The following is a 12,674-nucleotide window of genomic DNA, read 5'->3' as shown; positions in this document are numbered from 1 at the left end:
CCAAAGGTATCGGAGACACCTTCGTACAATAGCGCGTGCAAGCCCATCAGCGCGAAGGTTGCCGGCGGCCGCCCCCGGGGGCAGCCCGTGAACTTTCAATAGAGCGATACCACAGCGCCTTGCCGCTGGCGGGAGTACCTGGGGTGCAAGCAAATGGAGGCAGCACGAATGAGTGTGCACAAGACGGTGGTGATTACCGGAGCATCGCAAGGCATCGGTGCCGGGCTCGTTAAGACATTCCTCGATAAGGGCTGGAATGTGGTGGGAACGTCGCGGCGGATCAGTGAGGCATCTTCTTTCAACCGCACTGGCAGGCTGGAACTTGTCGATGGAGACGTCGGTGACCCGGAAACGGCTGAGCGTGTCTCACAAGTAGCCGTTGGACAGTTCGGCTCCATTGATGCGCTCGTCAACAATGCTGGCGTCTTCTTCACCAAGTCATTTCTCGACTACACGATCGAAGACTTCCGCCGCCTCTCCGCGACCAATGTCGAAGGATTCATTCACTTTACGAAGCACGCTGTCGGACAGATGCTCCGGCAAAGATCAGGTGGAAGCATCGTAACCATCACGTCGTCGCTGACCGATCACCCGATAGCCGGCGTGAAGGCATCCCTGCCTATGATCACCAAGGGCGGACTGAATGCGATCACCAAGAGCCTCGCACTGGAGTTCGCGAGCGACAACATTCGCGTGAATGCGGTTTCGCCTGGGGTCGTCGACACGCCGCTCCACGCAACTGGTTCCAGAGACCACCTTCGATCCTTGTCGCCGATGGGGACCATCACCGCGGTCCAGGAAATCGTAGACGGGGTCGTCTATCTCACGGAATCGTCCAACATTACCGGGGAGGTGCTGCACGTCGACAACGGCGCACATCTTGGAAAATGGTAGCCCCTAGCGCTGAGGCCCGAGTGCGCGAGACGGCGTTGGTCATCCCTCCACCTCCAACGCCTTTCGGCGCATATGTGGAGGTGGTTCAGGTCGGCTCGATGCTGTTCCTCAGCGGGATGCTCCCGGTCGTCGGGCACGTGCCACAATACTTGGGACGCGTGGGCAATGAACTCTCGGTCGCCGAGGGCTACGACGCCGCGAGAACCGCCTGCCTAAGCGGACTGGCTGCGGCAAGATCGCATCTTGGATCCTTGGACCGCATACGGACGGTAGCCAAGCTTGGCGTCTACATTGCCACACCCGACGATTTTCGCGAGCATCCCAAAGTGGCGGACGGAGCATCCGAGCTTTTGCTCTCCATCTTCGGCGAGAAACGCATCCCACCCCGCATCGTGCTCGGAGTCTCAAGCATACCGCTTGGGATGCCGGTTGAGGTCGAACTCGTACTCGAGATCGAGTCCTAGCTCTGCTTTATCCCAACACCCAATGGAGGCAGTTATGAAAATTAGACCACATAGATCGACAGGCATCGCAATCTCATCGACATTCCTGACTGCGGCGACGTTGCTGATGCTTCCCGCGCTAGCGCTTTCCGGACAGACTATAGTCGCGGAAAAGACCGATCGGGCCGCGGACAACAAGGCGCAGCCGGACAGCGAACGGCCGCAAATCCGGGTCGAGAAGCGAACGCCGGCCTACTGGCGTGTCACTTTCGACAACCCGCCGTTCAACATTTTCGGTCCGGAAACGATTCCGCAGATGGAGAAGGTTGTCGCGGAGATCGAAACCGATCCCGACCTCAAGGTCGTTGTATTCGACAGCGCCGTGCCTGGTTTCTTCCTCACGCACTACAACTTCACGCCTCCGCTCGCCGAATCCACCGGCCTCCCCTCTGGCCGGACTGGCCTGCACCCCCTGCCCGACATGCTGGTTCGCATCAGCAAGGCCCCTGTCGTCTCGATCGCGCTGATCCGCGGCCGGGCGACCGGGGTCGGCAGCGAACTTGCGCTCGCCAGCGACATGCGGTTTGCAAGCAGGGAGAAGGCGATCCTGTCGCAATGGGAAGTTGGCTCCGGGTTCGTTCCGGGCGGCGGACCGATGGCTCGCCTCCCGCGACTGATGGGACGCGGACGCGCGCTTGAAGTCCTCCTGGGGTCCGACGACGTTAACGGCGACCTCGCCGAGGAGTACGGCTACGTCAACCGCTCGTTTGACGACGACAGGCTTGATCCATTCGTTGATGCGCTCGCCACGCGGATTTCCGGCTTCGATCGGCAGGCCATCGCCGACACCAAGCGTCTCGTCGACTTCGCCAGCCTTCCCTCGGATCCTGAAATCGGAGCCGGGTGGGATGCATTCATCTCCTCGGTCCAGCGACCCGTTGCACAGCAGAAAATCGGCCGCCTGATGGAGATGGGGCTGCAGACCAACCCGGATATCGAGACTCGGCTCGGCCACTACACCGGAACCTTGGCCGAAAAATAGGCCGAGGGGCGCCCGCGCATTGTCCCGGCATCCCGGCAGGTTGCGCGGGCGCCACAGCAACTTTCCACGACTCTCCGTGATTTTGACAGGCTTGCCAAGCCGGACCACTATCCGCGTCCGGAGTTGGCTTCGCCCGAATAGAGAAGAGTCGCTTGTTCGACGCGTTCTGCACCACGAAGCCCGATGGCATGAGAATTGGTCTAGTTGTGAGCAGATCGATCATCGAGAAGCACAACGGTCCGCTTTGGGCGAAGTCAAATTACCCTTCTCCAGGAACGACATTCCCGTTCACGGACCGCAGCAAACTATGACACTGCTCGGCCGTCCTCGCTGGAAGGAGCCTGACGACCTCGTCGAACCGACCTGACGCGCAACATTGCGAGCGTGGATTGGGTCGTGGGACCATGCACAGCCCCCCGACTTCTGCTGCCATCGTCGGCTACGCCGCTACGGCCTTAGCTGCCATCGTGGCCTTTGCCCACCAGACCAACTCATCAAGCGCCATTTTTGCCGACGGCAGGAGATTCTCCTCGATCTCCTCGATCGGCTTGTTGCCACCAAGCGGAGAAGTCGCGAAGAAATCGCCCGCGCCGATATGCACTGCGGCGTGCGTCGAGACCATCTGCAGCTCGACGCCGATACCGCGCAAATGCTCGAGGGCGCGTGAGCCGCCCATGCTTCCGTAAGCGATGGCACTGAAAGGCTTGCGGCCCCACTCTACATAAGCCTGATCGAGCGCGTTCTTCAGAACGCCGGTGATCGAGCGATTGTATTCGGAAACCACGAAGATGTAGCCGTCGTAGCGCCCCACTGTTTCCTGCCAGCGGACTGCTTCCGGGCTCTTGCTCGGCGCCCATGCGTTCGATGCCACCTCATCGAAGAACGGCAGCGGGTGATCACGGAGATCGACAACTTCGACGTCGATATCGCCGCGTTGCTCGGCCTGCTTGAGCATCCATTGTGCTGGTTTGTCGGCAAACCGGGTGGCCCGGGTTGAGCCAATGATAAGGGCGATTTTCGGTTTCTGGGACATGCTAACCTCTCTGGCTGTGGGTCCGTTGGCAATTACGGTGTAGTGAAGGCGTCGGCGTACGCGTAGAGACCCGGGGAGCCCCCGGTCATGATGAAGAGAACGCTCGACTGCGGAGCGACTGCTCCGCTTTCAATGTCGGACAGCAAGCCAGCGAAAGCCTTGCCGCCGTAGACTGGATCCAGGAGCAGGCCTTCGGATCTGGCAAGGAGCCCAACCGCGTCGATCATGCTGTGCGTGGGGAGCCCGTATCCGTCTCCCAGTTCGGCCCCGCTTACCCGGAGATCGGTCGATGCTACTCTTGCATCGACCGACAGGAACTGAAGAACCGCGTCGATCTTTTCCGCGGTCGCGGACAGGCACTTCTCTGCTGGCGAGAGCACCGTGTGCGCGGCGATCAGCGAGGGATGTAAACCTGCGATTATCAAGCCGGCGGCTAATCCTGCGTGCATGCCGCCGCTTCCATTGGGAATGGCGATCTGATCGAATCTAACGCCGATCTCGGCGGATTGCCGAGCCAGTTCGAAGGCGCAGTCGACATAGCCGAGGCAGCCGACTGTCGTGGAACCGCCGAGCGGCGCAACGAATGCTCTCCGACCCGTTTTATCGATCTCCTGGACCCGGCGGGTCGCATAGGCGCCGGCATCGTCTCCCGGATTCAGGATATGAACACGCGCGCCGAACAGGCGATCGAGGAGCACATTGCCGTTGGCCTGGTATATCTCGGTGTCGCGGGGAACCATCTGGGCAAGTACTAGCTCACACGCGAGCCCCGTCCGTGCGCAAGCTGCGGCGGCCAAGCGTGCAAAGTTGGACTGTACGCCCCCTGTCACGACGAGAGTGTCGTATCCCTCCTTCTTCGCCTGCCCTATGAGAAACTCGAGCTTGCGGAGCTTGTTGCCTCCGCCGCCGAGCTCCATGAGATCATCCCTCTTCGCCCATATGGACACGCCTCGGCTCCGGTTGCCCAGGATTTCTTCGAGCCGTGCCAAGCGCTGGATGGGAGTTGGGCCATTGATGAGACGCTCGCGAGGAAGGCTGCGCAAAGGATCACGGTCGGTCATTAGGATCACCCTCGAATTAAATGGTCTTGCGGCTGCCGTGCTGTTGGTGAAAGTCAGGCCCACAATACGGCAGCCAACAGTTCGCGACCGCAGCTAGTGCGACACAGCGGGGATGCGATAGCGCGATGCGGGAACGCTCCGGGACAGGTTCGGCATCAGCTTCTGGCGGGCGGCCTCGTAAGCGTTCCAATCGTCCGCATCAGGCACCGAGGGCAGTGTGATCAGTTCACCCATGTCCAGCCCCGCGAGGGCGGCATCAACCGTGTCGTCGGGTTTCATCACGATGTTGCTGGGCAGCCGATCGAGAGATCCGCCCGAGGCGTCCCAGAACGGCGTCTCAACCGCACCTGGGAGCACAGCCTGGATTCTGATATTCTTGTCGCCAAACTCCTTTTGCAGCGAGAAAGTCAAAGCAATTACGAATGCCTTGGTCGCACCATAGACCCCGTTGAGAATTTCGGGCGCGATCCCGAGTGCGGAGGCCATGTTGATGATGGTGCCGGTGTCGCGAGCGACGAAAGATGGAGCGACCGCATACACGAGTCGTGTCAGAGCCGTGACGTTGACCTTGATCATCCGCTCCATTGCTTCGACGTCCGACATCAGAAGAGGTTCAACGGCGCCGACACCTGCGTTGTTGACGAGCATCGTTATAGTAGGATCGCTTCGAAGGATCCCTTCCACCTTCAGCAGATCATTGCGCTGTTCAAGGTCTGCACGGACTGTCGTGACTTTGCGTCCAGTCGAGCTCGAGAGGTTCTTCGCGACCCTATCGAGAGCATCTTGGTTCCGAGCCACGAGCACAAGGTCGTAGCCGCGGCGGGCAAGGCGGTCGGCGTAGATCGCTCCAAGGCCAGACGAAGCACCAGTGATGAGCGCAGTCCCTTTACCGATAGTGGACATTGCGGGTCTCCTTAATGTTGAGAGATAAAACGATCTGGCCTCTGACGGACCCGGGTTGTCCGGGTCCCGCTCCGAGGCGTGTCAGGTCATGTAGCTAGACCGAGCGGAGTGACTTAAACGCGGCCCGCAGTTCAGAGCTGAAAAGGTCCGGCTCTTCCCAAGCCGCGAAGTGCCCGCCCTTGTCGACTTTGTTGTAGTAGATGAGGTTGTGGTACGCCTTCTCGGCCCAACTCCTCGGCGCCTGATAGATCTCGCCCGGAAAGACCGTGATGGCGGCTGGGATCGAGATATCGACGGCGTTGAAGTTGTTGGCGTTGTTCTCCCAGTAGAGCCGCGCACCGGATGTAGCGGTCCCGGTGAACCAGTAGAGAGAGATGTCGTCCAGCATCTCGTCGCGGGTAAGAGACTTCTCGGGATCGCCTCCGCTGTAGGTCCAGTCGGCGAACTTGTCGTAATACCAGGCGGCAAGGCCAACAGGGGAGTCAGTCAAGGCATAACCAAGGGTCTGCGGGCGAGTCACCATCATCAGGGCATATCCTGCACCCTTCGTGTAGAGCGCATTCATCTGTTCGTAGGCGACTTTTTCATCAGCAGACAGCCCGACCGGAGCAGATTCGCCATTAGTGAGTGCCTTGGCAATTTCGGGAGGCACAGTGGCGGGCATGTTGGTGTGAATGCCGAGCAACCCTGTCGGGGCCTGCCGCGCCATCGCATCGGAAATCACAGCGCCCCAGTCACCGCCCTGCGACACGTAGCGGTCGTAGCCGAGCCGTGTCATCAGAACGTGCCATGCCCGTCCGATGCGATCGGGACCCCACCCAGTCTCTGAAGGAACTTCCGAAAAGCCGTATCCGGGCATCGACGGCATGACGACGTGAAATGCGTCCTGCGGAGTACCACCATGAGCGGTCGGATCCGTCAGCGGTGCGATGGTCTTGATCAATTCCAGAACCGAGCCGGGCCAACCGTGCGTCATTATGAGCGGCAGCGCGTTCTCGTGCCTCGACTTCACATGGATGAAATGAATGTCGAGCCCATCGATTTTGGTCATGAACTGTGGAAACGAATTAAGCTTTTTCTCGCCCTTGCGCCAATCGTAATCCGTACCCCAGTATTCGACGAGAGGTTTGAATTTCTTGAGCTGGGCCCCCTGAGAACGATCGGAGACGGTTTCCATTCCGGGCCACCGGGCCGCGCGAACACGACGACGAAGCTCATCGACATCCTCTTGCGGTATCGCTGCTTTGAAGGGTCGGATCGCGTCTTCAGATGCAGCAGCTCGAACGTGCCCCGGCAGCAGGCTGAGTGCGGCGGTCGTTGCTGTTGCGGCAAGAAGCTCCCGCCGCGTCGGCGCGAGGGAAGTGTTGGCTTCAACTGTTTTGGACATGACGTGCTCCGTTGATTTGGCAGTATCAGACTGCGTCTAGGGTTCGTCCGGCCGCTGCTCAGACGCTATTGCACGATGGTATCGGGGATACCTTTGGATTGGTCGGAACGGGCCGGCATCCGACACCATCGAATAAGGGACACCCGATAGCCGCACGCGCATCCTGTGCCCGCCACGACAGGTGGCCGAATCCAACGAGGGAACGCGAATGACCGGTGATGAGCGAGCAACGCCAAAGACCCCCGTCAAGAACGACCTGGACATGAAGCTCGAAGTCGTGGTCATTCCTGTTTCGGACGTCGACCGTGCCACGTCGTTCTACACCGGACTCGGGTGGCGGCTCGACGCTGACGTGCCCGGCAAGGGCGGCTTCCGGGTCGTGCAGGTCACGCCGCCGGGATCGCCCTGCTCCGTAATATTCGGATCCAACATCACCTCCGCGCAGCCTGGCTCGGCTCAGGGATTCCACCTGATCGTGTCCGACATTGAAATGGCCCATGCTGCGCTCGCCTCCTGCGGTGCTGAGATGAGTGGCGTCTTTCACGATGCGGGCGGTGTCTTCCAGATCGGCTACCCGGCCCGCACCCATCGCGCGCAAGCTATGGCTCTTTCGCCTCTTTCAGTGATCCGGACGGGAACGGCTGGATTCTTCAAGAGGTGACAGCAGGGCTTCCGGGCCGCATCGATGCAAAGGGAGTCTCCTATATCTCGACCTCGGATATCGCCCACGCGCTTCGCCGGGCCGCCGCCGCTCACGGGGAACATGAGAAGCGGACGGGCGGAAACCACGACGAGAATTGGCCGGAGTGGTACTCGGAATACCTGGTTGCGGAGCAGTCCGGATCGACGTCGCTAACCTGAGACCTCACTTCACGGGTCGGGTGCGCTCGTGCGCGGATTGCGCAAGCAGCTTTCGATACTCCGCCTTTGGAAGACCGCCCCAGCCCGAGACGGCCGAACCGCTGGGCCGCCTCGGGCTTTGGCGGTCCGCTCCGGACTGGAGATGTCGCCGGCCACGACATGCACACTGTCGTCAGATCCCTGTTTGATCGAACGCGAGGTCGTGACGGCGCGGTAGGCGTGCTCGCGATAGGCGCTGACCAGACTTTCGCCGACACCCTGCTCTGCGCCCGTGATAATGGTGACCTTCTGCCGATTGCTCATGATTTGAATCCTTCAAGTTGCAGTGGTCCTTGCGGGCGGCTGCCAGCCGCCCTCGGCGTCGGTGCATTTGATTTAGGTGGAATCATGATTCACGAGAATTGCCGACAGCAAGGCGACAGATAACCGATTTTCGGCACAATCTACGGGAGTCCTCGAGCTTCAACAGCTATCCGCGCAAGCGTCGATCTTAGTTTCGGAACCGCAAAATCGACGAATGCACGCACCTTTGGAACTGATGTTCTGCCTTGTGGTGCCAAAAGATGGACCGGAAGCGCAGGTGGCTCGAATTCAGTTATAATGGCCCGCAGAGCTCCGTCACGGACCCGGTCAGCCACATGATATGAATAGAGCCGCGTCACGCCCATTCCTTCCTCAGCGGACGCTGCGGCAGCACGTACGCTGTTGACAACGTACCTCGGGGAGAAATGCACCGTCCTGGGGATATTCCCACTACCGGAGGAACGGAAGCTCCAGGATTCAATCCCAAAGTTTGAGAATGCAATAATGTCGTGCCGTTGCAGATCAGCAGGTTCATGGATTGGCGGATGATTTTCGAGGTATCCGGGCGATGCCACCACAACTCGGCGAACCTCGCCCCCGATCCGTGTCGAAATGTGCGTAGAGTCTGTCAGGTTGCCAATGCGCAGCGCAATATCGACTCCCTCGTCAACCAGGTTTACGAAGCGGTCGAGCATCAGCAATCGGACAGACACGCTCGGCTGCTGCTGCAAGAACTGGTCGATAACCGGCCGGAGCACCTCTTCCCCCAGGATGGGCGGCGCCGAGATAGTCAATACTCCACGGGGCGACGAGCGCTCGCCGCCGGCGATGATGTCGGCTTCCTCCAGATCCACGAGAATCCTCCGGCAGGCCTCCACGTAACGATGTCCGGCCTCGCTGAGCTTGAGGCTTCTAGTGGTGCGGTGCAGGAGTTCGACACCCACATGCTCCTCAAGCAGACCGAGCGCACGGCTGATCGCAGTTGGCGAGCGTTTCAGCTTCCGGGCGGCGGCCGCCAGGCTCCCCTCCTCCACGGCGGTGACGAAGACTTTCATCGCGTCGATGCGATCCATGGTTATGCTCCAGCGTACCTTTTCGCGCTCTTCATGCTTGCAACAGATGCCGATGCAAAGCCAGCACGCGCCGTCACTCATCACCCGATACCATTAGACAATAGACACCGGCATGCCGATGATGCAGCTTTGACGAATGAGGGTGAAATGGCGAGCAAATGGATCAGGGTTGCTGCCAGATAATATTGGCACTTCCGATAGAGAGCGGCGGCTTGTGACAGAGGCGCACCCCAAAACCATCCGCTTTGCGGGCGCGAGGCTCAGCCGTCATCGGCACGTTTGTGCCTTCTTCAACGGCGACGAAGGCGTGTTCGAAGTTCTCGGCCCGTTCATCCGTGATGGATTTCAGTGTGACCATAGAGCCGTCCATCTGGTCGGCGCGGACAAGCGCGACGCGCATATCGCTCGTTTGCGCTGCGAAGGAATTGACACGGAGGCGTCGCAGCTTTCGGGACAACTCGAAATCCGCAGTACGGCCGACGAATACCTCCAGGGTGGACGATTTGATCGCGAACGGATGGTGGAGGCCTTCACGGCGCTGGCGAGTGGCAACAGGGACGGAAAGTATCCGTTAAGTCGCATCGTCTGCGACATGGATTGGGCAGCCGAGGCGCCTGATCATCTTCAAGATCTCATCGAGTTCGAATCACAGGTCAACGACCTCTGGAGCAAGCACGACGATGTCGTCATCTGCGTGTACGACCTCGCCAAATTCGGCGGCGACATGATCGTTGACATCTTGCGGACTCACCCGCTTGCCGTGATCGGCGGCATCCTAAGGGAGAACCCGTTCTATATCCCGCCAGCGCAGTTTCTCGCAGAATCGCGCGAAAGGCGTTCCGGAAAAGAGGAGCAGTCGGCCGCTGCTGAATGACATGCCAGACATGGTTGCGGCGGCGACGGAGAATGAAAGACTCCGGCGCTGCGTGAATGATATTCTCAGCATCACCGCGCTTCCGGCAGTCTGGACGGGCGGGACCGTCGATGAGATCGGCACCGCCTTGCTCGAAGGACTGAGGGCGATCCTCGACGTCGATTTCTTGATGCTTAGGGTCGCTGGGAATGGGGATCACCCCGAAATGCTGATGGAGCGGTCTACCAACAACGCGGTCAGCGGTCGCCCGACCCTCGTCGAAGATCTGATAGCGACTTTCGGGACGAACGTGGGCGAGTGGCCCCAGCGGGCTGAGCTCGTCCGGGACCAAGTCCGCTTCAGGCTGATCAGCGAAAAGCTTGGTATTGACGGGAAGATTGGTCTTCTCATTGCGGGATCGATCGCGTCTTCGTTTCCAAGCGAGCAGGACAGGATTGTCCTGCATGTTGCAGCCAGCCAGGCTGCGATCGCTATCGCCGAGGCAATCCGCTTCCGTGACGACGCCCGCGCCGTTGCTGCCCGGGAACTCAAAAAGGTCGTAGACGCTATCCCGGTCATGGCCTGGTCGACACTTCCAGACGGTCAGGCGGATTTCTTCAACGCCCACTTCCTGACATATCTCGGGATAACCGCGGAACAGGCAACCGGCTGGGGCTGGACCGAGGCGTTACATCCCGAAGACTCCGGACCGCTCCAACGCGTATGGATGCAACTCCTCGCTTCCGGCACGCCTGGAGAAACCGAGGCGAGGCTTCGGCGATGGGATGGCCAATATCGATGGTTCCTGTTCCGCGCGAACCCCGTACATGGCGAAGATGGAACAGTCATTCGATGGTACGGCACCAACACGGATATCGACGATCGAAAGCGTTTTGAGGAGGAAGCGCGCCGGAGCGCGGCCTTGATGACGCAGGCCCAGCGCCTGACGGTGACGGGAAGCGTGTGGTGGAGACCTGCAACGGAGGAGATCTTCTGGTCAGAGGAGACATACCGGGTGGCGGGCCACGAGTTGGGGATCACGCCGACCTCGGAAATGATGCTGGATCGCTGCCACCCGGAAGATTTGCCGACAGTCCGGGGACTAATTTCCGACGCGATGCACCGCGGCCAGAATGTGGACTTTGAACATCGGCTGCTCATGCCGGACGGCGCCATTAAGTATGTCCACGTTGTTCTCCAGAACATAGGCACGGATCCGGCAGATCCGGAATTTATCGGCGCCGTCGCGGACATCACAGAAAGGAAGACCGCCGAGGAAAATCTGCGACGGAGCGAAGTTCTGCTTAGCGAGGGGCAAAGAATTAGCCGCACAGGAACGTTCTCGTGGCAAGTCGAGACTGACGAAATCACCTTCTCAGAGGAACTGAACCGGATCTTCGGCTTCGAGAGCGGACGCGTGGTTGATTTCGATGGCATTGGCCAAAGGGTTCATGAAGAGGATCTGCCGCTTCTCGCAACGAAAATGGCTGATGTCAGGGCGGGGGGTGACAACCCGGACTACGAGATACGATTGTTCGTCGATGGGCAGGTGAAGCATGTCCGGGTAGTCGGGCGGATAATCAAGCACCTCGATGGCACGATGGAATGCATCGGCGCCGTCCAGGATGTTTCGGCTCAACGAGTGGCCGAATTGGCGCGCGACAAGCTGCGCACCGAACTCGCACAACTAGCCAGGGTGATGAGCCTCAGCACGATGGCGGCGTCCATTGCACATGAGGTCAACCAGCCATTGTCGGGTATAATCATGAACGCCAGCGCCTCTCTTCGAATGTTGTCCGCAAGCCCACCGAACATCGAACGGGCAGTCGAGGCAGCGAAAAGAACAATACGTGACGGCAATCGGGCATCTGACGTGATCATGCGGCTCAGAAGGCTCTTCAGGAGAGGCGTGGCGGCGGTCGAGCTGCTTGATCTGAATGACGCTATCCGCGAGGTGCTGGGACTGCTGGCCAACGACTTGCAAAGGGAAAGGATCACGCTGATCGAGGAACTTTCGGATCGACCGCACCTTATCGTGGGAGACCGAGTCCAACTGCAGCAAGTGATAATGAACCTTGTTCGTAACGCTCTCGAGGCTATGACTGACATTGCGCCCGCGCAGAGGAAACTCGTGATTAGTACGGTTTTTGTGAATCACGAAGCTAGAGTTACCGTCGAGGACCATGGGATGGGCCTCGAAGCCGCTGATGCCGAGAGGCTATTCGATGCATTTCACACGACAAAGAGCAACGGCATGGGAATCGGCCTGTCAGTGAGCCGCTCGATAATCGAGGCCCATAGGGGAAGAATATGGGCGGAACCCAATCCTTCCGGGGGCGCGATTTTCGGTTTCGCACTGCCGATCGATGAGGCCACTGGTGGGGGGCCGCCTTCGGAATCAAATCCATGACCACGATGCAAGGGCCACTCGTTTCAGTCGTCGATGATGACGAGTCGGTGCGAGAAGCACTCCCCGATCTGATCCGGATATTCGGCTTCGACGTGCGCGCGTTCTCGTCGGCCGCCGAGTTTCTCGATTCTGAATGGGTGAAAAAGACCGACTGCCTCGTATTGGACGTCGCAATGTCAGGAATGTCGGGCCCTGAGCTTCAGGAGGAACTGGCCCGTAGAGGCGAAGAGATTCCGATCATTTTCATCACGGCGCACAAGGACGAGAACGAGAAAGCTCCGCTTCTTCAGAGCGGCGCGATAGACTGCCTGTTCAAGCCCTTCAGCGACGTCGCCCTCCAGGAAGCGTTAGATCGGGCACTGCGCTGAAATCCCCGGGGAGGAAGCAGCCTGCGCTAACTATCCAACACCT

11 protein-coding genes and 3 pseudogenes are annotated in these 12,674 nt (G+C 59.6%); 8 read left to right on the top strand and 6 right to left on the bottom strand.

Annotation, left to right across the window (positions count from 1 at the left end):
- Nucleotides 1-168 precede the first annotated feature (168 nt).
- The 4 genes and pseudogenes from P0086_RS01900 to P0086_RS25270 form a co-directional block, all read left to right on the top strand.
- Nucleotides 169-894, top strand: coding sequence for an SDR family oxidoreductase (locus P0086_RS01900; RefSeq protein WP_275782213.1), 726 nt, complete (start codon nucleotides 169-171; stop codon nucleotides 892-894).
- Nucleotides 888-1,358, top strand: coding sequence for a RidA family protein (locus tag P0086_RS01895; protein ID WP_275782212.1), 471 nt, complete (start codon nucleotides 888-890; stop codon nucleotides 1,356-1,358). Before P0086_RS01900 ends, P0086_RS01895 begins: the two co-directional genes overlap by 7 nt.
- A gap of 34 nt (nucleotides 1,359-1,392) precedes the next feature.
- Nucleotides 1,393-2,379 carry an enoyl-CoA hydratase/isomerase family protein gene (locus P0086_RS01890; protein ID WP_275782211.1) on the top strand — a complete coding sequence of 329 codons (987 nt, stop codon included), beginning with the start codon at nucleotides 1,393-1,395 and terminating at the stop codon, nucleotides 2,377-2,379.
- 128 nt (nucleotides 2,380-2,507) lie between these two features.
- Nucleotides 2,508-2,690, top strand: a pseudogene (locus P0086_RS25270) (hypothetical protein); the annotation flags it as partial.
- Nucleotides 2,691-2,818: 128 nt separating this feature from the next.
- Here P0086_RS25270 and P0086_RS01885 read toward each other — a convergent pair.
- The 4 genes from P0086_RS01885 to P0086_RS01870 all read right to left on the bottom strand — a co-directional run bounded on the left by P0086_RS01885 (nucleotide 2,819) and on the right by P0086_RS01870 (nucleotide 6,763).
- Entirely contained in the window at nucleotides 2,819-3,412 is a 594-nt protein-coding gene (locus tag P0086_RS01885; RefSeq protein WP_275782210.1) for an NADPH-dependent FMN reductase, read from the bottom strand.
- 32 nt (nucleotides 3,413-3,444) lie between these two features.
- On the bottom strand, nucleotides 3,445-4,473 hold the full coding sequence (locus tag P0086_RS01880; RefSeq protein WP_275782209.1) for a D-cysteine desulfhydrase family protein: 1,029 nt from the start codon (nucleotides 4,471-4,473) through the stop codon (nucleotides 3,445-3,447).
- A 93-nt stretch (nucleotides 4,474-4,566) separates the two neighbouring features.
- Entirely contained in the window at nucleotides 4,567-5,376 is an 810-nt protein-coding gene (locus tag P0086_RS01875; RefSeq protein WP_275782208.1) for an SDR family oxidoreductase, read from the bottom strand.
- A 94-nt stretch (nucleotides 5,377-5,470) separates the two neighbouring features.
- Entirely contained in the window at nucleotides 5,471-6,763 is a 1,293-nt protein-coding gene (locus P0086_RS01870; RefSeq protein WP_275782207.1) for an epoxide hydrolase, read from the bottom strand.
- A 208-nt stretch (nucleotides 6,764-6,971) separates the two neighbouring features.
- Between P0086_RS01870 and P0086_RS01865 the strand changes: the two are divergent.
- Nucleotides 6,972-7,624 (top strand): annotated as a pseudogene (locus P0086_RS01865) (VOC family protein).
- A 129-nt stretch (nucleotides 7,625-7,753) separates the two neighbouring features.
- Here the strand turns inward: P0086_RS01865 and P0086_RS01860 are convergent.
- A pseudogene (locus P0086_RS01860) lies at nucleotides 7,754-7,927 on the bottom strand (3-oxoacyl-ACP reductase); the annotation flags it as partial.
- A 140-nt stretch (nucleotides 7,928-8,067) separates the two neighbouring features.
- Nucleotides 8,068-9,000, bottom strand: a complete 933-nt coding sequence (locus P0086_RS01855) for a LysR family transcriptional regulator (protein ID WP_275782206.1) — start codon at nucleotides 8,998-9,000, stop codon at nucleotides 8,068-8,070.
- Between the two features lie 169 nt (nucleotides 9,001-9,169).
- Between P0086_RS01855 and P0086_RS01850 the strand changes: the two genes are divergently transcribed.
- Genes P0086_RS01850 through P0086_RS01840 form a run of 3 tightly spaced genes read left to right on the top strand, consistent with a single transcriptional unit; the run spans nucleotide 9,170 to nucleotide 12,631 of the window.
- The gene (locus P0086_RS01850) at nucleotides 9,170-9,874 is read left to right on the top strand and encodes an MEDS domain-containing protein (protein WP_275782205.1); all 705 of its coding nucleotides are present in this window, start codon (nucleotides 9,170-9,172) and stop codon (nucleotides 9,872-9,874) included.
- Between the two features lies 1 nt (nucleotide 9,875).
- Nucleotides 9,876-12,263: a PAS domain-containing protein gene (locus P0086_RS01845; protein ID WP_275782204.1), complete on the top strand. Its 2,388-nt coding sequence runs from the start codon at nucleotides 9,876-9,878 to the stop codon at nucleotides 12,261-12,263.
- The gene (locus P0086_RS01840; protein ID WP_275782203.1) at nucleotides 12,260-12,631 is read left to right on the top strand and encodes a response regulator; all 372 of its coding nucleotides are present in this window, start codon (nucleotides 12,260-12,262) and stop codon (nucleotides 12,629-12,631) included. The genes P0086_RS01845 and P0086_RS01840 overlap by 4 nt, the downstream gene beginning before the upstream one ends.
- Nucleotides 12,632-12,674: the final 43 nt, after the last annotated feature.

Origin of the sequence: Mycoplana sp. MJR14, assembly GCF_029210525.1 — a bacterium.
Taxonomy (GTDB): Bacteria; Pseudomonadota; Alphaproteobacteria; order Rhizobiales; family Rhizobiaceae; genus Mycoplana.
Note: the sequence above shows the minus strand (reverse complement) of the source record. Positions and strands in the feature narration are given on the sequence as shown.

What these genes read in the sequence shown, in the direction of transcription:
- P0086_RS01845 (WP_275782204.1), top strand. Translation starts at nt 9,876, where the DNA reads ATGCCAGACATGGTTGCGGCGGCGACGGAGAATGAAAGACTCCGGCGC.
- P0086_RS01880 (WP_275782209.1), bottom strand. Translation starts at nt 4,473, where the DNA reads ATGACCGACCGTGATCCTTTGCGCAGCCTTCCTCGCGAGCGTCTCATC.
- P0086_RS01870 (WP_275782207.1), bottom strand. Translation starts at nt 6,763, where the DNA reads ATGTCCAAAACAGTTGAAGCCAACACTTCCCTCGCGCCGACGCGGCGG.
- P0086_RS01895 (WP_275782212.1), top strand. Translation starts at nt 888, where the DNA reads ATGGTAGCCCCTAGCGCTGAGGCCCGAGTGCGCGAGACGGCGTTGGTC.
- P0086_RS01885 (WP_275782210.1), bottom strand. Translation starts at nt 3,412, where the DNA reads ATGTCCCAGAAACCGAAAATCGCCCTTATCATTGGCTCAACCCGGGCC.
- P0086_RS01875 (WP_275782208.1), bottom strand. Translation starts at nt 5,376, where the DNA reads ATGTCCACTATCGGTAAAGGGACTGCGCTCATCACTGGTGCTTCGTCT.
- P0086_RS01900 (WP_275782213.1), top strand. Translation starts at nt 169, where the DNA reads ATGAGTGTGCACAAGACGGTGGTGATTACCGGAGCATCGCAAGGCATC.
- P0086_RS01855 (WP_275782206.1), bottom strand. Translation starts at nt 9,000, where the DNA reads ATGGATCGCATCGACGCGATGAAAGTCTTCGTCACCGCCGTGGAGGAG.
- P0086_RS01840 (WP_275782203.1), top strand. Translation starts at nt 12,260, where the DNA reads ATGACCACGATGCAAGGGCCACTCGTTTCAGTCGTCGATGATGACGAG.
- P0086_RS01890 (WP_275782211.1), top strand. Translation starts at nt 1,393, where the DNA reads ATGAAAATTAGACCACATAGATCGACAGGCATCGCAATCTCATCGACA.